This window comes from Achromobacter sp. EG18 (assembly GCF_059759395.1).
Window position 1 is genome coordinate 2,012,753 of sequence record NZ_CM186213.1, and the last position, 24,251, is coordinate 2,037,003.

Genomic DNA, 24,251 nt, shown 5'->3' on the forward strand with positions numbered 1-24,251 from the left:
CGCCCGCGTCAGAACTTGTAGGTGACGCTGGCAATCGCGCTGCGGCGCGCTCCGTACCAGCAATCGCCGCGCGACAGGCAGGTGGCCAGGTAGGTCTTGTCCGTCAGGTTGTTGACGTTCAAGGCATAGCGCCAGTGGCTGGTTTCATACGCCATCATGGCGTCGACCAGCCACACCGGCGACAGCTTGGGCCCATCGCCATCGCGGAACGACGACATCCAGCGCGTGCCCGCGCCCACCGTGAAGCGTCCGTCCAGGTTGTCGAGCGCGAAGCGGTACCGGCCCCACGCCGCGGCCTGGTGGCGCGGAATGCCTTCCAGCTGCGGATCCAGGTCGATGTAGTTGTAGTGCGCGATCACGTCGAACGACGACGTCACCTGGCCGCGCCATTCCAGCTCCAGGCCGCGGGTGCGCGTCTTGCCGGTCTGCACGTTGTTCAGCGCCGCCGTCGGATCCGGCACCAGGCGGTTCTTCTCCCGCAGGTCATACACCGACGCCGTGGCCAGGTGGCTGCCATCCTGCGACTGGTATTTCACGCCCGCTTCCCACTGCTTGCCGCGCAGCGGCTTGTACAGCTCGGGCACCGCGCCATCGGGCGTCTTGCGCGTGGTGCTGGCCACCGGCGTGAACGATTCGCTGTAGCTGATGTAGGGCGACCAGCCATTGCTGGCGGCATACATCAGGCCAAAGCGCTTGGTGGTGGCCTGAGCCTTGTCCGCCTCGCCACCCTCGAGCTGGCTGCGCGCGCGGTCATGCCGCAGGCCCGCCGTCACGATCCAGTGCTGACCGATCTTCATCTGGTCCTGCAGATAGATGCCGGTCTGGCGCTGGTTGAACTGCGGCTCGCCGGTCAGCTCGGGGATGTAGCCATTGCCGTATACGGGCGAGTAGGCATCGATCGTGTCCATGCCGCTGCCGCTCTCGCGGTCGCGGCGATAGCGCGACCAGTCCAGGCCCAGCAGCAGCTTGTGCGTCACGATGCCGGTGCCGACCTCGCCCGTCAGGTGCTGGTCCAGCGTATCCATGCGGACCTTGGTGATGGTGTCGTCGGCGTAGCGGCCGATGATGCGCTGGTTGATCGGATCCGCGGCCCAGCCGCCCGGCACGCTGAACGAATCCGCATAGTGCGTGAAATACGTCACCTTGTTGTTCGCGTGGCGAAAGCCCTGGCTGAACGCCCATTTGTCGTTGAACTTGTGCTCGAACAACCAGCCGAAGCTGCGGCGCTCGGAATCGTAGCGATCGTGATCCGGCTCGCCGATGAAGCGATAGGTCGGAATCATGCCGTTCGGATTGGGCGTGCGCATCCCCGACCACGGCATGAACTGCGCGGTCGAGCCCGACTTGTCCTTCTGGTACAGCGCCTGCAAGGTCAGTGTCGTCGCCGCGCTCGGCCGCCACGTCAGCGACGGCGCCACCAACGTGCGGTCGTCCGGCACATGGTGCACCTGGGTATCGGCGTCGCGCTGCAGCGCCACCAGACGGTACAGCCACTGGCCATCTTCGGTTATGGGCCCCGTCAGGTCCATCTGCGCCTGCTTGCGCCCGTGGTTGCCCAGCTGCACGCCCACTTCGCGCTGCGCCTCGGCCAACGGACGCTTGCTCACCATGTTGATGAGGCCGCCCGTGCTGCCCTGGCCGTAAGTCATGGCCGCCGGCCCGCGCAGCACCTCGATGCGCTCCAGCATGTATGGATCGGGACGGGTCGTGCTGGTGTAGTAGTCGAACGCCTGGCGCATGCCGTCCAGGTAGACGTCCACATCGGTCCCGCGCACGCGCACGCTGTCGCTGCGCGAATCCAGGCCGTAGGCGTCGGACCGCACGCCCGCCGCATAACCCAGTGCCTCCTGCAGGCTGGTGGCGCCCTGGTCCACGATCTGGTCGCGCGGCACCACGGTGATCGATTGCGCCGTTTCGTTCAGCGGCGTATCCGTCTTGGTGGCCGTGGCCGACCGGGTGGCGGCATAGCCCAGCACCGGGCCGGTCGCCGTCTCCTCCGCGCCGGCCTCCACCCTGACGGACGGCAAGGTCGTCGGCTCGGTGGGCGCCGACTGCGCGACCAGCGCGGCCGGCAGCAGGCTCAACGCCGCCGCCAGGCTGGCGCGGCGGGACATGACAGGATCAAACATCGACGTGGCTCCCCTTGATGGACTTTCGAGAGCCAGATGTTAATGTTTCTCGTTATTGAAATGGTTCCTTTTCCCTACAAAAGGAAAGTCTTCCCCTGTTTGCAACAGGGCCGGCGTGGCTTGCGCGCGACAAGCCACCCGGCCCCAAAAAAAAGAAAACCCTCATCGAGGCCCCGGCGGCCCTCGTCGGCTCAGCCCTTGCCCCCTCCTGCCCCGCCCCGCTCGGCTCCCCGCCGATTCAGCCTCGGCCGGCGCGCAGTTCCACCGCCTTGGCCCAGCGCCGCGCCACCGACGGCGAGGTCGCGCAGGTCGCGGACTCCGTCACGACCCGCACGGCGCGCTCCAGCAGCTGGATATCCGCTTCATGCTGACGCGCCACATGCGGATCCTCGAAGAAGATGACGCGCTGGCACTGGTGCTCCAGCACCAGCTCCGCAATCTGCGCATCGCCGCCCAGCGGGCCGCTCAGGTAGCGGTGCACCCACGGCGTGTCCTTGGGCCAGCCGCGCGACCACGCCAGTTCGTTCAGGCGGCCGCCGGTGGTGCCGGTGGCCACGCGCCGCGCGAACTGCGACAGCACGTCGAAGTGTTCGGCCGCAAACGCCACCATCTCGTCCTTGAGCGCATCGTGCGCGATCAACGCCAGCGTCTGGCCAGCGTAGTTGAACAGGCGCGATGCCGCCGCATCCGGCGCCAGCCCGGCGTGCACCCGCTCCACCTCCATCCATTCGATGGCGCCCGCCAGCGTCGAGATGAACGGACGGCCATGCGTGATGCACTGGCGCTTGAGCGCCAGCGCCTCGGGAAAGATCGACGACGGATCGACCGGATCGATCAGGTAGATCGCACCGTCGAACGGCTCCTGCCCGTCGCGTCCTTCGGTGACGCGCGCCACCAGCTTCATCAACCCGCCCTCGCGGCCATACGGATAGCGGATCAGGCCGGGATAGCCCTGCAGCATGCCCTCGCGCACGATCGCGTCGTGGGTGCGGCCCACGGTATGCAACTGCACGCCCAGTTCGCGGATGGTGGATGAGCAGGCCCGCAGCCAGGTGAACAAGGCGGCATCGGGCGTTTCGTGGTGCAGTCGGTTGGCGGCCAGGCCAAAACGCAATTGGGCAGCGGGCATCGGTAGACTCGGATGGCAAGGACAACGAAAAGAGTCTTGATGATACCCCGCGCCCGCGCCCCCAATGCAAAAACGCTCCCGAAGGAGCGTTTCGCAGAAGGTTCAGTCGGCCTCGTCGATCCAGGCCATCTGGATGGCCTCCAGGATCTTTTCGCCGCTGCGTTCCGGGTCGTCACTGAAGCCGGGCAAGGCCAGCACCCATTCGCGCAGCTGAGTGAAGCGCAGCGTCTTGGGGTCGACGTCCGGATGGGCGTCCGCCAGCGCCTCGGCGATCTGGTAAGTATCGGTCCACTTCATCAATGGCCCTCTTTCGCGTGGTTGATGGTGTACTTGGGAATCTCGATCGTCAGATCGGCATCCTCGACCCGCGCCTGGCAAGACAGGCGCGAGGTCGGCGTCAGGCCCCAGGCCTTGTCCAGCAGATCCTCTTCGTCATCGGTCGCGTCTTCCAGCGACGCATAACCCTGCTTGACCACCACGTGACAGGTCGTACACGCGCACGACAGTTCGCAGGCATGCTCGATGTCGATGTGGTTGTCCAGCAGGATGCGGCAGATCGACACGCCCTTGGGCGCGTCCTCGATCACGGCGCCCTCGGGGCAGTAGTCGGGATGAGGCAATACGGTCAGTTTCGGCATAGCGTCTTATCAGGCGATTTCGTCAAGTTTGCGGCCGGCCAGCGCGGCGCGGATGCTGCGGTCCATGCGGCGCGCGGCGAATTCATCGGTCGCCGCCGACAAGGCCTCGACCGCGGCCTTCACCGCGTCCACGTCCTGCGCCTCCTGGGCGCGGCTGGCCGCCTGCAGGCATTCATCGACCCGTTGGCGTTCCTCGGCATTCAGCAGGTCGCCGTCGACAGCCAGCGCGGCCTGCACCGACTCGACCAGTTGGCGCGCCTCCACCTGCTGCTCGCGCAGCATGCGGGCGCGGGCGTCGTTGTCGGCCTGCGCCACGCTGTCGGCCAGCATGCGCGCGACTTCGTCGTCGCTCAGGCCGTACGACGGCTTGACCGACACCGCCGCTTCCACGCCCGTGCTCTGCTCGCGCGCGGTCACGCTCAACAGCCCGTCGGCATCCACCTGGAACGTCACGCGGATGCGCGCGGCGCCCGCCACCATCGGCGGAATGCCGCGCAGTTCGAAACGCGCGAGCGACCGGCAATCCGACACCAGGTCGCGCTCGCCCTGCAGCACGTGGATGCTCATGGCCGTCTGACCATCCTTGAAGGTGGTGAATTCCTGCGCGCGCGCCACCGGAATGGTGCTGTTGCGCGGAATCACGCGCTCGACCAGCCCACCCATGGTTTCCAGGCCGAGCGACAGCGGCGTCACATCCAGCAGCAGCCAGTCTTCGCCCGGCGCGCGGTTGCCGGCCAGCAGATTGGCCTGCAGCGCGGCGCCCAGCGCCACCACCTGGTCCGGGTCCAGATCGGTCAGTGGCTCGGTGCCGAACATCTCGCCCACCGCGGCGCGCACCACCGGCATGCGCGTGGCGCCACCCACCATCACCACGCCGCGCACGTCGGCGGGTTTCAGCGCGGCGTCGCGCAGCGCCCGGCGCGCGCTCTCCAGCGTGCGCTGCACCAGCGGCTGCGCCAGCGCCTCGAACTGCGCGCGGGTCAGCGTGTGATCGATGACCTGGCCGTTGGCCAGCGTCAGATTCAGATTGGCATCCTGCGCGTCCGACAGCGCCTCGCGCGCGGCGCGCGCCGTCATCAGCAGGCCGCGCCGGTCGGCGTGCGTCAGATCCTTGGCGCCCGCGGCCGCCACCACGTGGTCAACGATGAGCGAATCGAAATCATCGCCGCCCAGCGCGGTATCGCCACCGGTCGAGATCACTTCGAACACGCCCTGCGTCAATCGCAGGATGGAAATATCGAACGTGCCGCCGCCCAGGTCATAGACGGCATACACGCCTTCGGCGGCGTTATCCAGGCCGTAGGCGATCGCCGCGGCGGTCGGCTCGTTCAACAGGCGCAGCACGTTCAGGCCGGCCAGGCGCGCCGCGTCGCGGGTCGCCTGGCGCTGGGCGTCGTCGAAATACGCCGGCACCGTGATGACGGCGCCCACCAGGTCGTCGCCCAGCACGTCCTCGGCGCGCTGGCGCAGCACCGCCAGGATCTGCGCCGACACTTCCACCGGGCTCAGGTCGCCCTGCGCGGTGCGGATACGCACCATGCCGGGCGCATCCACGAATTCGTAAGGGGCGCGCGTGGCGCGCGCCTCTTCCAGCGAACGGCCCATGAAACGCTTGACCGACACCACCGTGTTCAACGGGTCTTCGGCTTGCTGCGCCAGCGGTTCGCGCCCCGTGGTGACCTTGCCGCCGGGGAAATAGCGCACCGCCGACGGCAGCAGCACGTGGCCCTGCGCATCAGGCAGGACCTCGGCGACGCTGCTGCGCACGGCGGCAACCAGGGAATTGGTGGTGCCCAGGTCGATCCCCACCGCCAGCTTGCGCTGGTGCGGCGCGGGCGATTCGCCGGGCTCGGAAATCTGCAATAAGGCCATGATTGTTTTTTCTACTCAGTAGGCGGCGAAGTCCGGGCGCCCCGCGGCCGGGCCATCCTGGGGACTAGGAATCGGGATGGGCCTGGGCCAGCTCCTGCGCCAGCTTCTCCACGAACATCCATTCCCGCACCTTGAGACCCGCCGCGGCGTAGTCGCGCTGTTCGTCCAGCAGGCGCGTCAGCGCGGCGCGCATCTGCTGCCGGGCATCCTCCAGCTCGGTCCGCAGCTCGGCCAGCACGCCGGCGTCATTGCGCGCGTCGTCCATCATTTCGCGCCAGGTCATCTGCTGCATCAGGAAAGCCGTGTCCATCGACGTATTGCTCTCGGTCTGCAGATCCACGCCGGCCTGTTCGCACAGGTAGCGCGCCCGCAACAGCGGATCGCGCAACTGGCGGTAGGCCTCGTTGGCGCGGGCCGCCCACTGCATGGCCACGCGGCGTTCCGCGGGGCTGGCGGTGGCAAAGCGGTCGGGATGCACCTGCGCGGCGACGGTGCGCCACGCCGATTCCAGCGCCTGGGCGTCCAGGTCGAAGCGTGCCGGCAAGCCGAACAGGCTGAAGTGATCGTCTCCAGCCAAGACTTACACCGTGAACGACTCGCCGCAGCCGCAGGTCGCCTTCTCGTTGGGGTTGCGGAACTTGAAACCTTCGTTCAGGCCTTCGCGGGCGTAGTCCAGCTCGGTGCCGTCCAGGTAGGCCAGGCTCTTGGGATCGACGAACACCTTCACGCCGAAACTCTCGAACACCTGGTCCTCGGGCGCCGCGTCGTCCACGTACTCCAGCTTGTAGGCCATGCCGGAACAACCCGTCGTCCTAACGCCGAGGCGCAAGCCGATCCCCTTGCCGCGCTTTTGCAAGTAGCGGCCGATGTGGGTGGCGGCCTGTTGGGTCAGGGTAACGGACATGTTCAGCTCGCAACAGCTTCGGCCGGAACCGAATGCTTTTCCTTGTAGTTCTGCACCGCGGCCTTGATCGCGTCTTCGGCCAGGATCGAGCAGTGCACTTTCACCGGCGGCAGGGCCAGTTCTTCGGCGATCTGCGTATTGCGGATGTTCATCGCTTCGTCCAGCGTCTTGCCCTTGACCCACTCGGTCACGAGCGAGCTGGAGGCGATGGCCGAGCCACAGCCGTAGGTCTTGAAGCGCGCGTCTTCGATGACGCCGGCTTCGTTCACCTTGATCTGCAGCTTCATGACGTCGCCACAGGCCGGCGCGCCGACCATGCCGGTGCCCACCGAGTCGTCCGACTTGTCGAACGAACCGACGTTGCGCGGGTTTTCGTAGTGATCCAGGACTTTGGTGCTGTAAGACATGTTAGTTCTCCACGTATTCTTTGGCGCGGGCGCTCAGTGCGCGGCCCATTGCACGGTATTCAGATCGATGCCTTCCTTGGCCATTTCCCACAGCGGCGACATATCGCGCAGCTTGCCGACACGGCTCTTGAGCAGTTCGATGGTGTAGTCCACTTCCTGCTCGGTGGTGAAACGGCCCAGCGTGAAGCGGATCGAGCTGTGCGCCAGCTCGTCGTTGCGGCCCAGGGCGCGCAGCACGTAGGAAGGTTCCAGGCTGGCCGAGGTGCAGGCCGAACCGCTGGACACGGCCAGTTCCTTGATCGCCATGATCAGGGACTCGCCTTCGACATAGTTGAAGCTGACGTTCAGGTTGTGCGGCACGCGCTGGTCCATGTCGCCGTTGAGGTAGACCTCTTCGATCTGCGACAGGCCGGCCCAGAGGCGATCACGCAGCATGCGGATGCGCTCGTTCTCGGTGCCCATTTCCTCGCGGGCCAGGCGGAAGGCTTCGCCCATGCCGACGATCTGGTGCGTGGCCAGCGTGCCCGAACGGAAACCACGTTCGTGGCCGCCGCCGTGCATCTGCGCCTCGATGCGCACGCGCGGCTTGCGGCGCACATACAGCGCGCCGATGCCCTTGGGGCCGTAGGTCTTGTGCGCCGAGAACGACATCAGGTCGACCTTCAGCTTCTGCAGGTCGATCTCGACCTTGCCGGTGGCCTGCGCGGCGTCGACGTGAAAGATGATGCCCTTCTCGCGGCAGATCTCGCCCAGGGTTTCGATGTCCTGGATGACGCCGATTTCGTTGTTCACCATCATCACGGACACCAGCACGGTGTCGGGACGCAGCGCCGCCTTGAAGACGTCCAGGTCGATCAGGCCGTTGTCCTTGACGTCCAGGTAGGTCACTTCGAACCCCTGGCGCTCCAGTTCACGACAGGTGTCGAGCACGGCCTTGTGCTCGGTCTTGACGGTGATGATGTGCTTGCCGCGTTCGGCGTAGAAGTTGGCGGCGCCCTTGATCGCCAGGTTGTCGGATTCGGTGGCGCCGGAGGTCCAGACGATCTCGCGCGGATCGGCGTTCACCAGCTTGGCGACTTCCTCGCGGGCGCGCTCGACGGCGTCCTCGGACTCCCAGCCAAACGAGTGGCTGCGGGAAGCGGGATTGCCAAAGTTCTCGTACAGCCAGGGCACCATTTTCTCGACGACGCGCGGGTCGACGGGGGTCGTGGCCGAGTAGTCCAGATAGATCGGGCGGGTGGTCATTTCTACAACTCCTACTGCTTATACGGTGGCATTGGCCGCGACGGTGGTGGTCGGGGCGTTGGCGGCGTTATTGGCGCCTCCCACCCGATTCACGCGCACCGCGCAGGCCTGCGCTTGATTGTTGGCTTCCTGCAATTGGCGCACACGCTGCTGATCGACCAGATCCTGCAGCGACACCGAATCCAGGTAATCGACCATCTTGCGATTCAGCGTGGCCCAGAGCTCATGCGTCATGCACTTGCCAGGCTTGCCGTCGTTGCCGCTCGTACAGTCTCGCTTGCCGCCACAGCTGGTGGCGTCCAGCGGTTCGTCCACGGCGAAGATGATGTCGGCCACGGTCACGTTGCGCGCCAGGCGGGCGAGCGAGTAACCGCCGCCGGGGCCGCGCACGCTGTCCACGAGTTCGTGGCGACGCAGTTTCCCGAACAGCTGTTCCAGGTAGGAAAGCGAAATATTCTGACGCTGGCTGATGGCCGCAAGAGTGACCGGGCCGCTATGCTGCCGCATAGCCAGATCGATCATGGCAGTCACGGCGAAACGCCCTTTGGTAGTTAGCCGCATGGTGAATTCCCTGTGATTCGGCAATGGCCGCCGGCGAATCCGGCGGTCAATACCCGAGTAATTGGCTCAAGTATAGCAAATTCCCGAGTAATTTGGTATGGCTCCCGGCTAGAAAAAACCGCGCTGTCGCGCGGTTCTTTTCACTGCCAATTCACCGGGAGCCCCACAGGGCGCCCCGGCGCACAGGAGACCTCAGGCCGCCTGGTATTGGGTAGCGCGCTTGCGGACCAGTTCGAGCACGCCCTGACAGGCGTCTTCGAGGTAGTCCAGCACCTTGCCGAAACCATCGGCGCCGCCATAGTAGGGATCGGGCACGGTGGCTTCTTCGAACTCGTTGGCAAAGCGCATCAGCAGCATCAACTTGTGCTGATAGGCCTTGGGGCACTGCTGCTGCATGGCGGACAGATTGTCCCAGTCCATGGCGAGGATGAGGTCGAAGTCGCGGAAGTCTTCCGCGGTGACCTGGCGGGCCTCACAGTGCGTGATCTCGTAGCCGCGCTTGCGCGCTGCGGCCTGCGCCCGGGCATCAGGCGCCTCGCCGATGTGAAACGCGTGCGTGCCCGCGGAGTCGATGCGAACCACATCGCCCAAACCCGCGTCGTTCACCAAATGGCGAAACACGCCCTCTGCGCTCGGCGAGCGACAGATATTGCCCATGCAAACGAAAAGTACCTTGGTCATCATGGGAGTAAGTGTGCGGGAAAACCCGAGATAAGGCAAGCTTTTTTTGCGCTCGGGGACTCTCTTTCGCGGCGATGCACCCTCGAAAATTTACCCTATAAATCAAATAGTTAAACGCTATATTTAACTTCAGCCCAGGGCCGCGAGCCGCTTCGGTTACGCAAATTCCGGGCCTCGCTTCTGCAACACTTGCCTCATCATCAATTTCAGCAACCCGTCAGCGAAAAGACACATAAAGATACAGCTTACCCTCATACCGCGCCGTCCAGCAGCACCCGCTGCTTCAAGGCCGTCAGGGCATCGCGAGCGGCCGCGGCCTGCTCGAATTCCAGGTTGCGGGCATGGTCCATCATCAGCTTTTCAAGCCGCTTGATTTCGCGCGCCAGCGCCTTTTCGTCCTTCAGCAATTCGGCCGGCACCGCGGCTTCCAGCGCATCGTGCTGCACCGGGGCCACGATACCGTCGATCAGCTCGCGCACCGCCTTCTGCACGCCGCGCGCGGTAATGCCGTGGTCGGCATTGAATTGCAACTGTTTGGCACGGCGCCGGCTGGTCTCTTCCATGGCCCGCTGCATCGAATCCGTGATGCGGTCGGCATACAGGATGGCGTGGCCATTCAGGTTGCGGGCGGCCCGGCCAATGGTCTGGATCAGGCTGCGCTCGGAACGCAGGAAACCTTCCTTGTCGGCATCCAGGATGGCCACCAGCGACACTTCCGGGATGTCCAGGCCTTCACGCAGCAGGTTGATGCCCACCAGCACGTCGAACGTGCCCAGGCGCAGGTCGCGGATGATCTCCACCCGCTCGACCGTATCGATGTCCGAGTGCAGGTAGCGCACCCGCACGCCGTGCTCGGTCAGGAAGTCGGTCAGGTCCTCGGCCATGCGCTTGGTCAGCGTGGTGACCAGCACCCGCTCGCCCTGGCTGGTGCGCGCCTTGATCTGGCCCAGCAGGTCGTCGACCTGCGTGCGGGCCGGCAACACCTCGACGATCGGGTCGACCAGGCCGGTGGGACGCACCACCTGCTCGACCACGTTGTCGGCATGCTCTTTTTCGTAGGCCGCCGGCGTGGCCGACACGAACACGCACTGGCGCATGCGGGCCTCGAACTCCTCCAGCTTGAGCGGGCGGTTGTCCAGCGCCGAGGGCAGCCGGAAACCATACTGCACCAGGGTTTCCTTGCGCGAGCGGTCGCCGCGGTACATGGCGCTGAGCTGGCCGATGGTGACGTGGCTTTCGTCGATGAACATCAGCGCGTCGGCGGGCAGGTAGTCGATCAGCGTGGGCGGCGGCTCGCCGGGCGCGGCGCCCGACAGATGGCGCGAGTAGTTCTCGATGCCCTTGCAGAACCCCAGTTCCTGCAGCATTTCCAGGTCGAAGCGGGTGCGCTGCTCCAGGCGCTGGGCTTCCACCAGGTGGCCGTCATCGACGAAGCGCTTGGTGCGCTCGCGCAGCTCTTCCTTGATGGTCTCGATGGCGCGCAGCACGGTGTCGCGCGGCGTCACGTAGTGCGAACCCGGGTAGACGGTGAAGCGCGGCAGCTTCTGGCGAATACGGCCGGTCAGCGGATCGAACAGTTCGAGGCTTTCGATTTCGTCGTCGAACAGCGTCAGGCGCAGCGCCAGCTCGGCGCTTTCCGCGGGGAAGATGTCGATGGTTTCGCCGCGCACCCGGAACACGCCGCGGGTGAACTCGGCGTCGTTGCGGGTGTACTGCATGGCCACCAGCCGCGCCAGGATCTCGCGCCGCGAAATCTGGTCGCCGGCGCGCAGGATCAGCACCATCGCGTGGTAGTCGCCGGGGTTGCCGATACCGTAGATGCACGACACGGTGCCCACGATGATGGTGTCGCGCCGTTCCAGCAGGCTCTTGGTGGCCGACAGCCGCATCTGCTCGATGTGTTCATTGATGGACGAATCCTTCTCGATGAACAGGTCGCGCGTCGGCACGTAGGCCTCGGGCTGGTAGTAGTCGTAGTACGAAACGAAGTACTCCACGGCGTTCTTGGGAAAGAACTCGCGCATTTCGGCGTACAGCTGCGCCGCCAGCGTCTTGTTGGGCGCCAGCACCAGCGCCGGCCGCCCGAGCTGGGCGATGACGTTGGCCATGGTGTAGGTCTTGCCCGAACCGGTCACGCCCAGCAGGGTCTGGTACATCAGGCCGTCCTGCACGCCCTGGATCAGTCCCTCTATTGCGCCCGGCTGGTCGCCGGCAGGCGGATAGGGTTGATACAGGTGGAATGGGCTGTCCGGGAAATCGACATACCCCGGGCCGGCCTCCGGAGCCGCCACGGCAGCGCCAGAGGGCCCATCGGTCGCCCCGTCGGTGACCGCGCCAACGGCTGCGGCACCCGCCGCGTTCGGGTCTATTGCGCTCTTAGGCATGCTAGACTGTTCCCAGGGTAAACCCCCCATTATCCACAGCACTTCCGACTGCGTCCACTCACCCTCAGCAGAGTCCCATGAGCACCCTTTTCGATTCCGTCGAACTCGCGCCGCGCGACCCCATTCTTGGCCTGAACGAACAATACAACGCGGACACCCGCCCCGGTAAAGTCAATCTGGGCGTGGGCGTGTACTACGACGACCAGGGCCGGATTCCCCTGCTGGGCGCCGTGCGCAAGGCGGAAATCGCCCGCATCGAGGCCGCCGCCGCCCGCGGCTACCTGCCGATCGAAGGCATCGCCGGCTACAACCAGGGCGCGCAAGCCCTGCTGATCGGCAAGGATTCCCCGCTGGCCGCCGCCGGCCGCGTCCTGACCACCCAGGCCCTGGGCGGCACCGGCGCGCTCAAGATCGGCGCCGACTTCCTGCGCCAGCTGCTGCCGACCTCGAAGGTCCTGATCAGCGACCCCAGCTGGGAAAACCACCGCGCGCTGTTCGAGCGCGCCGGTTTCGAAGTCGGCACCTACGCCTACTACGACGCGGCCACCCGCGGCCTGAACTTCGACGGCATGCTGGCCGCCCTGAAGGCCGCGCCGGCCAACACCGTGGTCGTGCTGCACGCCTGCTGCCACAACCCCACCGGTGTCGATCCCACCTTCGACCAATGGAAGCAGATCGCCGCGGTCGTCAAGGAAAACAAGCTGGTGCCGTTCCTGGACATCGCCTACCAGGGTTTCGGCGAAGGCCTGCATGAAGACGCCGCGGTCGTGCGCCTGTTCGCCGACCTCGACCTGACCATGTTCATCAGCTCGTCGTTCTCGAAGTCGTTCTCGCTGTACGGCGAGCGCGTCGGCGCCCTGACCGTCGTGGCCGGCAGCAAGGACGAAGCCACCCGCGTGCTGAGCCAGCTCAAGCGCGTCATCCGCACCAACTACTCCAACCCGCCCACCCACGGTGGCACGATCGTCTCCACGGTGCTGAACTCGCCCGAGCTGTTCGCCATGTGGGAAGAGGAACTCGGCGCCATGCGCGACCGCATCCGCCTGATGCGCAAGCAGCTGGTCGAGAAGATCAAGGAACACGGCGGCAAGCAGGACTTCAGCTTCGTGCTGCAGCAGCGCGGCATGTTCTCGTACTCGGGCCTGACCTCGGCCCAGGTCGACCGCCTGCGCGAAGAGCACGGCGTCTATGCCGTCTCCAGCGGCCGCATCTGCGTGGCCGCGCTCAACAGCGGCAACATCGACCAGGTGGCCAAGGGCATCGCCGCGGTGCTCTAAGACTCAGCGCCAGCGTCACCCCCAAACGGGACCTTCGGGTCCCGTTTTCATTGCCTGTCACAAAACCACGCCCGATCAACGCTTGCTTTTTTGCGTTATGTCCCCCAGAATGCCGCTGTATATATGTACAGTCCGACACCCAACGGATCATCGCCATGGCCAGCAAACTCACTGATCGTCAACAGCAAATCCTGGACCTCATCCGGCAGACCGTCGCGCGCACCGGCTTTCCGCCCACCCGCGCCGAAATCGCCCAGGCCCTGGGATTCCGCTCGCCCAACGCGGCCGAAGACCATCTGAAGGCCCTGGCCCGCAAGGGCGCCATCGAACTCACGGCCGGCGCCTCGCGCGGCATCCGCCTGAAGGACAACTCCCCCACGCCGTCCCAGGCGCCGTTGCCACTGCCCGGCCTGGCGCAGCTGCTGCTGCCGCTGGTGGGCCGCGTGGCGGCCGGCAGCCCTATCCTGGCCACCGAACACGTCGAACGCGAGATCGGCGTCGATTCCAGCCTGTTCGCCCAGGCGCCGGACTACCTGCTCAAGGTGCGCGGCATGAGCATGCGCGACGCAGGCATCCTCGAAGGCGACCTGCTGGCCGTCAAGAAGGCGTCCGAGGCCCGCAACGGCCAGATCGTGGTGGCCCGGCTGGGCGACGACGTCACCGTCAAGCGCCTGCAGCGCCAGAACGGCCGCATCGAACTGCTGCCTGAGAATCCCGACTTCAACGTCATCGTGGTCGAAGCCGACCAGGAATTCGCGCTGGAAGGCATTGCCGTCGGGCTGATCCGTCCGCACGCGCTGCACTGATCCTTCCGCCCCGACCAGGGGCCCGCCCGACGGCCGCGCCAAAAAACAAACCCCGCGCAAGCGGGGTTTATTTTTGACGGCGCCCCTTGCGGGGCGCCGTGGGCCGGACATCAGTGCTTGAGCACGGGATCCGTGGAACCCGGTTCGGCCGGCTTGGCGACCAGCGGTTCCTTGACCGCTTCGTCTTCAGCCAGCGGCTCCGGCAGGCGTTCCAGGGCCAGCTCCAACACCTTGTCGATCCAGCGGACCGGCACGATCTCGAGATGGTTCTTGACGTTGTCCGGGATCTCCGCCAAATCCTTGACGTTTTCTTCCGGGATCAAGACCGTCTTGATGCCACCGCGGTGGGCGGCCAGCAGCTTTTCCTTCAGGCCGCCGATCGGCAGGACTTCGCCACGCAGCGTGATCTCGCCGGTCATGGCAACGTCGGCGCGCACCGGGATGCGCGACAGCGCCGACACCATGGCCGTGGTGATCGCGATACCGGCGGACGGACCGTCCTTGGGCGTCGCGCCTTCCGGCACGTGCACGTGCATGTCGTGCTTCTCGAACACGCTGTCGGCAAAGCCCAGGCGACGCGCCCGCGAGCGCACCACGGTGCGGGCCGCCTCGACCGATTCCTTCATCACGTCGCCCAGCGAACCGGTGCGTTGGATCACGCCCTTGCCGGGCATGTCCGCCACTTCGATCGTGAGCAGGTCGCCACCGACTTCCGTCCAGGCCAGGCCGGTCACCTGACCGATCTGGTTTTCCTTTTCGGCCATGCCGAAGGTGTAGCGGCGCACGCCGAGGTAGTCGCTGAGGTTCTCGCCCGTGACGTTGACCGGCTTGAGTTCGAAGGTCTTGCCTTCGGCCTTGGCGCGGTCGCTCTGGGTCAGCAGCTGCTTGATCACCTTGCGGCAGATCTTGCCCACTTCGCGCTCAAGCGCACGCACACCGGCTTCGCGGGTGTAGTAGCGCACGATGTCGCGCAGCGCGCTGTCGTCGACGGTCAGCTCGGTATCCTTGACGCCGTTGTTCTTCATCAGCTTGGGCAGCAGATGGTCGCGGGCGATGTGGATCTTTTCTTCCTCGGTGTAGCCGGACAGGCGGATCACTTCCATCCGGTCCAGCAGGGCCGGCGGAATGTTCAACGTGTTGCTGGTGGCCACGAACATGACGTCCGACAGGTCGAAGTCGACTTCGATGTAGTGGTCCTGGAACGTGTGGTTCTGTTCCGGGTCCAGCACTTCGAGCAGCGCCGACGAGGGATCGCCGCGGAAATCCATGCCCAGCTTGTCGATTTCATCGAGCAGGAACAGGGGATTGCGCACGCCGACCTTCGACATGTTCTGGACGATCTTGCCGGGCATCGAGCCGATGTACGTACGACGGTGGCCGCGGATCTCGGCTTCGTCACGCACGCCGCCCAGGGCCATGCGCACGAACTTGCGGTTCGTGGCCTTGGCGATGGACTGGCCCAGCGAGGTCTTGCCGACCCCCGGAGGACCGACCAGGCACAGGATGGGCGCCTTGACCTTGTCCACGCGCTGTTGCACGGCGAGGTATTCGAGAATGCGTTCCTTCACCTTCTCCAGGCCGTAGTGGTCGTTGTCGAGCACCGTCTCGGCATTGGAGATGGAATTGTTGATCTTGCTCTTCTTCCTCCAGGGGAGATTAATGAGCGTATCGATGTAGTTGCGCACCACGGTGGCTTCGGCCGACATGGGCGACATGAGCTTGAGCTTCTTGAGCTCGGCATCGGCCTTCTTGCGCGCCTCCTTGGGCATGTGCGCGGCGATGATCTTCTTTTCGAGCTCCTCGATGTCGGCGCCCTCTTCGCCTTCGCCCAACTCCTTCTGAATGGCCTTGACCTGCTCATTCAGGTAGTAGTCGCGCTGGCTCTTTTCCATCTGCTTCTTCACGCGGCCGCGGATCCGCTTTTCGACCTGGAGAATGTCGATTTCGGTTTCCAGCTGCGTGAGCAGGCCTTCGAGGCGCTCGGAGGTGCCGACGATCTCGAGCATCTTCTGCTTCTGCTCGAGTTTCAGCGGAAGATGCGCGGCGATCGTGTCGGCCAGGCGGCCAGCGTCATCGATGCCGGCGAGCGAGGTCAGGATCTCCGGGGGGATCTTCTTGTTGAGTTTTACGTATTGCTCGAACTGGGCGACGATCGCACGGCGCAGGGCCTCGGTCTCGGAGCCCTGAACGGCGTCCGGCTCGATCGGGGTGACCTGGCAGGTGAAGTGCGAATCGGCGTCTTCGATGCTGTTGATGCGGGCGCGCTGGGTGCCTTCGACCAGCACCTTGACGGTGCCGTCGGGCAGCTTGAGCATCTGCAGGATGCCGGCGACGCAGCCGATCTCGTAGACGTCTTCGGGAGTGGGATCATCCTTGCCGGCGGACTTTTGGGCCACCAGCATGATGCTCTTGCCCGCTTCCATCGCAACCTCGAGCGCGCGGATAGAGCGCGGACGGCCGACGAACAGCGGGATGACCATGTGCGGGAACACCACGACATCGCGCAGCGGCAGCAGGGGAAGGTCGATCGGGTCGGAAGGCAGGGTCTGGCTGGCAGACATAGGAGGTTCCTCGGTATGACTCGGCGTATCGGGGACAGGATGACCGGGTATACCCGGACAGCCCCGTCAGTTACGTCTGTTATGGGAACAATAGCCGAAAATTCAAGATCCCGGCGGCCCGATAAACAAAACGGAAAAAAAATCGGCGGCCGCCATCCCGTTATATTGGACGCACCGTGGGAGTGTGCGTTCAATCAGGCGCCGGAGACAAAAAAACCCGTTACGGAAACGGGTTTTTCTGAAATATCCGTCAGGCCGCGGCGTCGCGAACTTCTCCGCGCTCGGGCTTTTCGGCTGTCCCTTCCTCGTCGGCGTAGATCAGCAGGGGCTTGCCCTCGCCTTCGATCGCGCCTTCGTCGAGCACCACGCGCTTGACGTTGCCTTGCGACGGCAGGTCATACATGGTGTCGAGCAGGGCCTGCTCGATGATGGAACGCAGGCCGCGGGCGCCGGTCTTGCGCTTGAGCGCCTTGCGGGCGATGGCCTTGAGGGCGGCGGGACGCACGTCCAGCTCGGCGCCTTCCATGGCGAACAGCTTCTGGAATTGCTTGAGCAGGGCGTTCTTGGGCTCGGTGAGGATCTGCACCAGGGCAGCTTCATCGAGTTCGTCCAGCGTGGCGACCACGGGCAGGCGGCCGACCAGCTCGGGGATCAGGCCGAACTTGATCAGGTCTTCGGGCTCGACTTCGGAGAACAGCTCGCCGACGCCGCGCTCGGACTTGGCGCGCACGGAAGCGGAGAAACCGATGCCCGACTTTTCGGTGCGGTCGCGGATGACCTTTTCCAGGCCGTCGAAGGCGCCGCCGACGATGAACAGGATGTTGGTCGTGTCGACCTGGACGAAGTCCTGGTTGGGGTGCTTGCGCCCGCCCTGCGGCGGCACCGAGGCCACGGTGCCTTCGATCAGCTTGAGCAGGGCCTGCTGCACGCCCTCGCCCGACACGTCGCGGGTGATGGACGGGTTGTCGGACTTGCGGGAAATCTTGTCGATTTCGTCGATGTAGATGATGGCGCGCTGCGCCTTCTCGACTTCGTAGTTGCAGTTCTGCAGCAACTTCTGAATGATGTTCTCGACGTCTTCACCGACGTAACCGGCTTCGGTCAGCGTGGTGGCGTCGGCCATGACGAACGGCACATTCAGCATGCGCGCGAGCGTCTGCGCCAGCAACGTCTTGCCCGACCCGGTGGGGCCGATCAGCATGATGTTGCTCTTGGACAACTCGACTTCGTCGCCCTTGATCTCGCCGTGGCGGATGCGCTTGTAGTGGTTGTAGACGGCCACCGCCAGCATGCGCTTGGGCGAGGTCTGCCCGATCACGTACTGGTCCAGGAACGTCTTGATTTCAGCCGGAGTGGGCAGTTCGGAACGAATCGCCGCGCGCGCGGTCGCCTGCGCTTCCTCGCGGATGATGTCGTTGCACAAGTCTATGCATTCATCGCAGATGAATACCGACGGACCCGCGATCAGCTTGCGGACTTCGTGCTGGCTTTTATTGCAAAACGAGCAATGCAGCACTTTTGCGTCTGCCGATCCCTTTTTTTCAGGCATATGTAGTCGTATCTCAGGTAAAGAAGCGCCGGACCGGGTAAAGGGCCCGGCGCCTGCGCTTACTCAAACAAGGCGGCAGCGGATGGGACTCAGCCGGGAAGTCAGCCTTCCGAGCGGGAGGTCATCACCTTGTCCACCAGTCCATACGATACCGCATCTTCGGCGGACATGAAGTTGTCACGTTCCGTGTCCAGGGCGATGCGGTCGATCGACTGGCCGGTATTGTCGGCCAGGATGCGATTGAGACGCTCGCGCAGGTCCAGGATCTCGCGAGCCTGGATCTGGATGTCGGAGGCCTGCCCCTGGGCGCCGCCCGAGGGCTGGTGGATCATGATGCGCGAGTTGGGCAGGGTGAAGCGCTTGCCCTTCTTGCCAGCCGCCAGCAGGAAGGCGCCCATGCTGGCCGCCAGGCCGGTGCACAGGGTCGACACGTCCGGCTTGACGAACTGCATGGTGTCGTAGATGGCCATGCCCGCGTACACCGACCCGCCGGGCGAGTTGATGTACAGGGAAATGTCCTTGTCAGGATTCTCCGATTCCAGGAACAGCAACTGGGCCACGACCAGGTTGGCCGTCGCGTCGTTGACCGGGCCCACCAGGAAGATGAGCCGCTCGCGGAGCAGGCGCGAATAGATGTCGTAGGCGCGTTCGCCGCGCCCCGACTGCTCGATCACCATGGGAATGTAGCCCAGGCCGGTGGGGGTCACCGACGACCCGCCATTCATTGCCGCATAGAAATCGGTGAATCTCTGCATAGTGTTACGCCATCCCCATCAACTGATCGAAAGGCACCTTTTCGTCGGTGACCTTGGCCTTTTCCAGAACGTGCGCGACGACGTTGTCTTCGAGCACGATCGCCTCGATTTCAGCACGACGCTGGCGGTCGGCCAGGTAATAGCTGACAACCTGGGCGGGTTGTTCGTAGTTTTCCGCGAATTCCTCGATGCGGGCGCGGACCTGTTCCGGCTTGGCCTGCAGCTGGGCTTGCTTGACCAGTTCGGACACCAGCAGCCCCAGGCGCACGCGGCGCTCGGATTCGGTCGAGAAGGCCTCGGCCGGGATCGGCACGGACTCGGCGTTCGGCACGCCACGCTGCTTGAGCTCTTCGCGGGCGGCGGCGATGCGGCTTTGCACGTCGTTGTCGACCAGCGCCTTCGGCACGTCGAACTTGCCGGCTTCGACCAGGGCGTCCATCACGCTGGCCTTGGTGCGGCCTTGCGAGCGCACCTTGACTTCGCGTTCGATGTTGCTGCGGATGTCGGCCTTGAGCTTTTCGATGTCGCCTTCGGCCTGGCCGAGCGACTTGGCGAATTCGGCGTTCAGTTCGGGCAGGACGCCTTCGGCCACTTCCTTGACGGTGATGGTGAATTCGGCGGTCTTGCCGGCGACTTCCTTGCCTTGGTAGTCATCGGGGAACTTGAGCGGGAAGACCTTGCTTTCGCCAGCCTTCAGACCGCGGGCGGCTTCTTCGAATTCCGGCAGCATGCGGCCCTGGCCGAGCACGAAGGGGAAGTCTTCGGCCTTGCCGCCGTCGAACGGCACGCCGTCGATGGTGCCGGCGAAGTCCAGCGTGACGCGGTCGCCGTCTTGCGAGGCGCGGCCTTCACGGGCTTCGAACGTGGCGCGCTGCTTGCGCAGGACGTCCAGGGTCTGCTGCACTTCGGCGTCGGTGACGGCGGTTTCATAGCGGGTCACGGCCAGGGCCGACAGGTCCGGCACGGCGACTTCGGGGTAGACCTCGAACGTGGCGGTGAAGGCCAGCGTGTCTTCGCCGACGCCTTCCGTCTTGGGTTCCAGGTTCGGGGCGCCGGCGACGCGCAGCTTGGCGCCGTCGACGGCTTGTTCGAATGCACGGCCGACCTGGCTGTTGATCACGTCGTAGCGGATGCCGGGGCCATGGCTGCGCTCGAGCATGGCGAGCGGCGCCTTGCCGGGACGAAAGCCGGGGACCTTGGCGGTGCGGGCCACGCGCTTCAACTGCGCCTGGACTTCCTTTTCGACGTCGGCCACCGAGACGGCCAGATCAACACGGCGCTCGAGGCCGGAGAGGGTTTCAACCACAGGCTGCATTAAAAGACCTATTTTCCGAAAGATATGAGATGACGGGCGGATAAACGCGGCATTTTACCGGAAACTTCCGGACCCCTGACGCAAAGGGGCGCGAGCACCCGGATAAGCCCGGATGCTCGCGCCCCGTTTTCCACCCGGAAAGGGCGGCAAATTGCCCGCCAGGGCGCTTTACTTGGCCTTGGCGATGCGATCTTCGATGTGCTGCGCGCGCTTGGCCGAGGACGGGTGCGAGCTCATCATATCGCTCTTGCCGCCGTCCAGCTCGGCCAGCTTCTGGAACGCCGTCACCAGGCCGCGGGTGTTCAGCTTCTTGGCCTGCAGTTGGTCGAACGAGTAGTCGTCGGCGGCGCTTTCCTGCGACTGCGAGAACTGCGCGTTGATGAACTTCTCGGTCAGGTCGCCCAGCTGCGACGAGTTCAGGGCGGCGACCGTGGCGCCACCGGCGGCGCCGGCGGCATCGCGCGCGGCCGAGACCGTGTAGGCGGTCTGCATGGCCTTCTTGCTGTGGCCCAGCGCCACGTGGCCGATTTCATGGCCGACCACGCCCAGCACTTCGTCGTCGGTCATCATGTCCATCAGGCCGCTGTAGACGCGGATGCAGCCGTTGGCCATGGCCCAGGCGTTGACGTCCTTGGTGATGTAGACCTTGTAGTTGGCCTTCTGGCCGTTGACGGTGCCGCCCAGCTGCTTGGCGATCTTCTGCAGGCGCACGTCATACTTGCTGCCCGGCGCGGCGATCTTTTCCTGCGAATCGCTCTGCGCGCAAGCCTTGTCGGACAAAGTCTTGATTTCGGCATCGCTCAGGGTGGCGGCCTGCACCACCTTGCTGCCGGCGCCCACCAGTCCCCCGATGTCGAGGGCATGCGACGCGGAGTAAGGGGCGAGAGCAACGGCCAGCGCGGCAACGGTGTAGCGGATCTTCATGAAAAAAACTCCTCTTGACTGACTCGGGTGCGAGTGAGGCCGCAATTCTATATACGCCCAAAGCTCTCAAACCGTTTCGCCACAGAGTTTCGCAAATGCGAACTTCACTTACACAAAAGGCATGCAAAAGACTCCTTACCGTGGTAAGTACCGCGCCTGCGACGTCAAATCGTCATCAAAAACAAATACCGGCGCAGCCCGGCGTTGTTAGAATTGCCGCCGCAGTTTTTTCCGCACTTCCTCATAACGGCTCGCAACCACCATGACCCCCAACACCCCTCCCCGCCTGGGCCTGCTGCCCAGCCTGATTTTCAGCTCGCGCTGGCTGCAACTGCCGCTTTATCTGGGACTGATCGTCGCCCAGGGCGTTTACGTGATGCTGTTCCTGAAGGAACTGTGGCACCTGCTGACGCATGCCACCAGCTTCGGCGAAATGGAGATCATGCTGCTGGTGCTGGGCCTGATCGACGTGGTGATGATATCGAACCTGCTGGTCATGGTGATCGTGGGCGGCTACGAAACCTTCGTGTCGCGCCTGCGCCTGCAAGGCCATCCGGACCAGCCGGAATGGCTCAGCCACGTCAACGCCAGCGTCCTCAAGGTCAAGCTGGCCATGGCGATCATCGGCATCTCCTCGATCCACCTGCTGCGCACCTTCATCGAGGCCGGCACGCTGGGCACCCCCAATGCGCGCTTCTCGGAGGCGGGCGTGATGTGGCAGACCATCATCCACGCGCTGTTCATCCTGTCCGCGCTGGGCATCGCGCTGGTCGACAGGCTGTCGACGCCCTCGCATCCCAAGCATTGAGCGCCCGGCGCGCGCCGCAGCAAAAAGAAAAGCCCCGACACTCGCGTGCGGGGCTTTTTTCATTGTGGCGCGCCGCCAGGGGCGCGCCATGGACCTGGACTCAGGCGGCCACCTTGATGTTCTTGGCGCTCGGGCCCTTGGGGCCGGTACCGACCTCGAACGTGACCCGTTGGTTTTCCTGCAGCGACTTGTAGCCTTCGCTGCGGATTTCCGAGTAGTGGGCGAACAGATCCTTGCTGCCGTCGTCGGGCATGATGAAGCCATACCCTTTTTCGGCGTTGAACCACTTGACGATGCCGGTTGCCATGGAATTTCCTCGAACCTAAAGAAGCGATTGCTCGCGGGGCGCCAGATGATCAAGGATGGGAGAGGAAAGCAACGCAGCACCACTGACCGCGACAAGTTGAACGCAGACCGCGTCTCTTGAAAATCTCGCTGGACCCAGTGTATTGGCGAACCTCGAAAAACGTCAAATAGACGATCATCGCAAGCGTCGCGCCCTGCCCGCGGCGAGGCCGCGATCGCTTTTTTTTCAACTCGCCATGCGTCGATACAGGCGGATACGCTCGCGCGCAAGGCATGCCGCGCCGCCGCCCTGCCTCATCCGGCAAAGCCGCCGGCGTCCAGGAACTCCTGCTCGGGCTGCGTCGTCTGCCGGCCCAGCGCGGCGTTGCGATGGGGGAAGCGGCCGAAGCGCTTGATGATGTCGCGATGCAGGACGGCCCAGCGCACCGCGTCGGCGCCCAGCGGTTCCATCAGCGCCACCGCCCGGTTCTGCGCGGCGACGGTTTCCGCATGCTCGAAGGGCATATAGAAAAACTGGCGCAGCGCCGGATCGACGGCCAGATCGTGGCCGGCGGCAATGGCGCGCTCGGCGAACACCAGCGCCAGCGGATCGGTGGCGAACATGTGCGCGGTGCCACGATAGGCGTTGCGAGGATACTGGTCCAGCAGGATCATCAACGCCAGCGCCCCCTCGGGCTCGTCCATCCAGGCATCGAGCTGGCGTGCCGCCGCGGCCATGTGGGCCGGGCCGCAATGCTGGCGGAAGCGCTCATCGAAGGCCGCGTCCTTGGTGAACCACTGCTGCGGCCCGGCGTCGCGCCAGAACGCCACGATGTCCGCCGCGCGCAGGGAAACAGGTTCTTGGCCAGGTTGGGTCATGGAGATCATCCTCGATCGATTGCGGGTGCGGGGTGCGGGTCCGCCGCCAGGCGGGCGGAAGGACGGGGAACTGGCGCAAGGATACCGCGAGCCAGGAAGCGTGGCAGCGACTGCGGCGGCCCCGCCCATGAGGCCACAAGCGCCGCCGGACAGCAAAAGGGCTCCCCGCTGGGGAGCCCAGATGCAAAAAAGCCCCCGAAGGGGCTTTTCCGAAAAGTCAGAGCCTTACAGGACCTGAATCTTCGTGGCTTGCGGGCCCTTGGGGCCATTGGCCGTCACAAAGCTGACGCGCTGGTTCTCTTCCAGAGACTTGAAGCCCGAGCCCTGAATTTCGGAGAAGTGAGCGAACAGATCCTTACCACCCGCTTCCGGGGTGATGAAGCCATAGCCTTTTTCCGAATTGAACCACTTAACGACGCCGGTTTCCATACTGTATTTCCTAGAGATAATGGGCAAATGCCCGGAGGTCACGAATCAATCAAGGAGGGGACAGTAGAACAATAACGCTGAGCCGGAAAAGGCACGGCACTGAACGAAAATCGCAACGCTTGTGATCGTGTGCCGACACTATCGTTATGTTCCCCTCACAAGTCAACATAATCCTAAAAAATACGTGCCAATAATGCAACAAAGAGAAACTGCGAACAAAATTTACACGTTTTCATAGGCAAAAAGAAGGCCTGCATAGGTGTAAACACCCACGCATCATAAAAAAACAATCAAGGCTTATATAAATGCCATCAAAGGGCGTCGCTCACACATACGCCGTTTGGATGGCACTTTGGTTTGCCGTCAGGCTTACTCTTCGATAGGTAAACCCAACAGATCGAGCGCCGCGTTGAAAGCTTCGGGGCCCGAGCAAAGGAAAACCGCCACGTCGCCGGGATTCATATTCTCCAGGACCTGGTCGATTTGGTCTTGCGCATTATCAACATTGTCGACACCAGCGGCGTGAATGTCCGCGCCGGCTTCGACTTTCTCGCGGGGCACGAGGTCGGCGATCGCCTCCAGATCGTCCATGCCGGTCACGACATAGGCGCTGATGCTCTCGCCATCCAGCGTTGTGTGCAGCTCAACGCCGCCCGCCACGTCGGCAACATGCCGACTCAGTATTTCCATGATCACTCTTCCTAGACTTGCGG

At 64.3% G+C, this 24,251-nt stretch carries 24 protein-coding genes; 3 read left to right on the top strand and 21 right to left on the bottom strand.

The genetic code is table 11. The annotated features are described in order from the left end of the window. Positions 1-8: 8 nt before the first annotated feature. The 12 genes from AC6CR5_RS09125 to uvrB form a co-directional block, all read right to left on the bottom strand. Positions 9-2,114 (bottom strand): TonB-dependent siderophore receptor, encoded by a 2,106-nt coding sequence (locus AC6CR5_RS09125; protein WP_498085553.1) that lies wholly within the window; start codon positions 2,112-2,114, stop codon positions 9-11. 253 nt (positions 2,115-2,367) lie between these two features. Further along, the gene (locus tag AC6CR5_RS09130) at positions 2,368-3,258 is read right to left on the bottom strand and encodes a methylglyoxal synthase (protein WP_020928321.1); all 891 of its coding nucleotides are present in this window, start codon (positions 3,256-3,258) and stop codon (positions 2,368-2,370) included. A 102-nt stretch (positions 3,259-3,360) separates the two neighbouring features. Next, positions 3,361-3,555, bottom strand: coding sequence for a Fe-S cluster assembly protein IscX (gene iscX, locus AC6CR5_RS09135; RefSeq protein ID WP_006386165.1), 195 nt, complete (start codon positions 3,553-3,555; stop codon positions 3,361-3,363). Further along, entirely contained in the window at positions 3,555-3,896 is a 342-nt protein-coding gene (gene fdx, locus AC6CR5_RS09140) for an ISC system 2Fe-2S type ferredoxin (RefSeq protein ID WP_049073191.1), read from the bottom strand. Before fdx ends, iscX begins: the two co-directional genes overlap by 1 nt. A 9-nt stretch (positions 3,897-3,905) precedes the next feature. Further along, positions 3,906-5,768, bottom strand: a complete 1,863-nt coding sequence (gene hscA, locus AC6CR5_RS09145; protein WP_498085554.1) for a Fe-S protein assembly chaperone HscA — start codon at positions 5,766-5,768, stop codon at positions 3,906-3,908. Positions 5,769-5,832: 64 nt separating this feature from the next. Further along, positions 5,833-6,345, bottom strand: a complete 513-nt coding sequence (gene hscB, locus AC6CR5_RS09150; RefSeq protein WP_049073189.1) for a Fe-S protein assembly co-chaperone HscB — start codon at positions 6,343-6,345, stop codon at positions 5,833-5,835. Positions 6,346-6,348: 3 nt separating this feature from the next. Then, on the bottom strand, positions 6,349-6,672 hold the full coding sequence (gene iscA, locus AC6CR5_RS09155) for an iron-sulfur cluster assembly protein IscA (RefSeq protein WP_006386172.1): 324 nt from the start codon (positions 6,670-6,672) through the stop codon (positions 6,349-6,351). 2 nt (positions 6,673-6,674) lie between these two features. Continuing rightward, positions 6,675-7,079, bottom strand: coding sequence for a Fe-S cluster assembly scaffold IscU (gene iscU, locus AC6CR5_RS09160; RefSeq protein ID WP_006386173.1), 405 nt, complete (start codon positions 7,077-7,079; stop codon positions 6,675-6,677). A gap of 33 nt (positions 7,080-7,112) precedes the next feature. Beyond that, on the bottom strand, positions 7,113-8,324 hold the full coding sequence (locus tag AC6CR5_RS09165) for an IscS subfamily cysteine desulfurase (protein ID WP_006386174.1): 1,212 nt from the start codon (positions 8,322-8,324) through the stop codon (positions 7,113-7,115). A gap of 18 nt (positions 8,325-8,342) precedes the next feature. Then, entirely contained in the window at positions 8,343-8,885 is a 543-nt protein-coding gene (gene iscR / locus AC6CR5_RS09170) for a Fe-S cluster assembly transcriptional regulator IscR (protein ID WP_026384517.1), read from the bottom strand. 192 nt (positions 8,886-9,077) lie between these two features. Then, positions 9,078-9,569 (bottom strand): low molecular weight protein-tyrosine-phosphatase, encoded by a 492-nt coding sequence (locus AC6CR5_RS09175; RefSeq protein ID WP_006386176.1) that lies wholly within the window; start codon positions 9,567-9,569, stop codon positions 9,078-9,080. Between the two features lie 248 nt (positions 9,570-9,817). Continuing rightward, complete coding sequence (gene uvrB / locus AC6CR5_RS09180; RefSeq protein WP_006386177.1) at positions 9,818-11,857, bottom strand: excinuclease ABC subunit UvrB; 2,040 nt, start codon at positions 11,855-11,857, stop codon at positions 9,818-9,820. Between the two features lie 170 nt (positions 11,858-12,027). Here uvrB and AC6CR5_RS09185 point away from each other — a divergent pair, with 170 nt between their 5' ends. Continuing rightward, complete coding sequence (locus tag AC6CR5_RS09185; RefSeq protein WP_026384515.1) at positions 12,028-13,227, top strand: amino acid aminotransferase; 1,200 nt, start codon at positions 12,028-12,030, stop codon at positions 13,225-13,227. Between the two features lie 155 nt (positions 13,228-13,382). Then, positions 13,383-14,033 (top strand): transcriptional repressor LexA, encoded by a 651-nt coding sequence (gene lexA / locus AC6CR5_RS09190; protein ID WP_024069438.1) that lies wholly within the window; start codon positions 13,383-13,385, stop codon positions 14,031-14,033. A gap of 110 nt (positions 14,034-14,143) precedes the next feature. Here lexA and lon read toward each other — a convergent pair whose 3' ends face one another. From lon to loiP, 5 genes are all read right to left on the bottom strand, one after another. Further along, positions 14,144-16,594: an endopeptidase La gene (gene lon, locus AC6CR5_RS09195; RefSeq protein WP_020928331.1), complete on the bottom strand. Its 2,451-nt coding sequence runs from the start codon at positions 16,592-16,594 to the stop codon at positions 14,144-14,146. 250 nt (positions 16,595-16,844) lie between these two features. After that, a complete protein-coding gene (clpX, locus tag AC6CR5_RS09200) occupies positions 16,845-18,143 on the bottom strand; it encodes an ATP-dependent Clp protease ATP-binding subunit ClpX (protein ID WP_006386181.1) in 1,299 nt (432 codons plus the stop codon). Between the two features lie 101 nt (positions 18,144-18,244). Next, complete coding sequence (gene clpP / locus AC6CR5_RS09205) at positions 18,245-18,898, bottom strand: ATP-dependent Clp endopeptidase proteolytic subunit ClpP (protein ID WP_006386182.1); 654 nt, start codon at positions 18,896-18,898, stop codon at positions 18,245-18,247. A 4-nt stretch (positions 18,899-18,902) separates the two neighbouring features. After that, complete coding sequence (gene tig / locus AC6CR5_RS09210; protein ID WP_006386183.1) at positions 18,903-20,213, bottom strand: trigger factor; 1,311 nt, start codon at positions 20,211-20,213, stop codon at positions 18,903-18,905. A 168-nt stretch (positions 20,214-20,381) separates the two neighbouring features. Further along, positions 20,382-21,137 carry a metalloprotease LoiP gene (loiP, locus tag AC6CR5_RS09215; protein WP_006386184.1) on the bottom strand — a complete coding sequence of 252 codons (756 nt, stop codon included), beginning with the start codon at positions 21,135-21,137 and terminating at the stop codon, positions 20,382-20,384. Positions 21,138-21,399: 262 nt separating this feature from the next. Here loiP and AC6CR5_RS09220 point away from each other — a divergent pair, with 262 nt between their 5' ends. Beyond that, a complete protein-coding gene (locus AC6CR5_RS09220; protein ID WP_026384514.1) occupies positions 21,400-21,945 on the top strand; it encodes a TIGR00645 family protein in 546 nt (181 codons plus the stop codon). A gap of 100 nt (positions 21,946-22,045) precedes the next feature. On the opposite strand, the gene AC6CR5_RS09225 is transcribed toward AC6CR5_RS09220, so the two are convergent. The 4 genes from AC6CR5_RS09225 to AC6CR5_RS09240 form a co-directional block, all read right to left on the bottom strand. Further along, on the bottom strand, positions 22,046-22,252 hold the full coding sequence (locus AC6CR5_RS09225; protein ID WP_006225311.1) for a cold-shock protein: 207 nt from the start codon (positions 22,250-22,252) through the stop codon (positions 22,046-22,048). A gap of 293 nt (positions 22,253-22,545) precedes the next feature. After that, positions 22,546-23,109, bottom strand: a complete 564-nt coding sequence (locus tag AC6CR5_RS09230) for a DUF924 family protein (protein ID WP_020928332.1) — start codon at positions 23,107-23,109, stop codon at positions 22,546-22,548. A gap of 225 nt (positions 23,110-23,334) precedes the next feature. Beyond that, entirely contained in the window at positions 23,335-23,538 is a 204-nt protein-coding gene (locus tag AC6CR5_RS09235) for a cold-shock protein (protein ID WP_006220190.1), read from the bottom strand. A gap of 369 nt (positions 23,539-23,907) precedes the next feature. Beyond that, complete coding sequence (locus AC6CR5_RS09240; RefSeq protein WP_006386188.1) at positions 23,908-24,228, bottom strand: hypothetical protein; 321 nt, start codon at positions 24,226-24,228, stop codon at positions 23,908-23,910. Between the last annotated feature and the right edge of the window lie 23 nt (positions 24,229-24,251).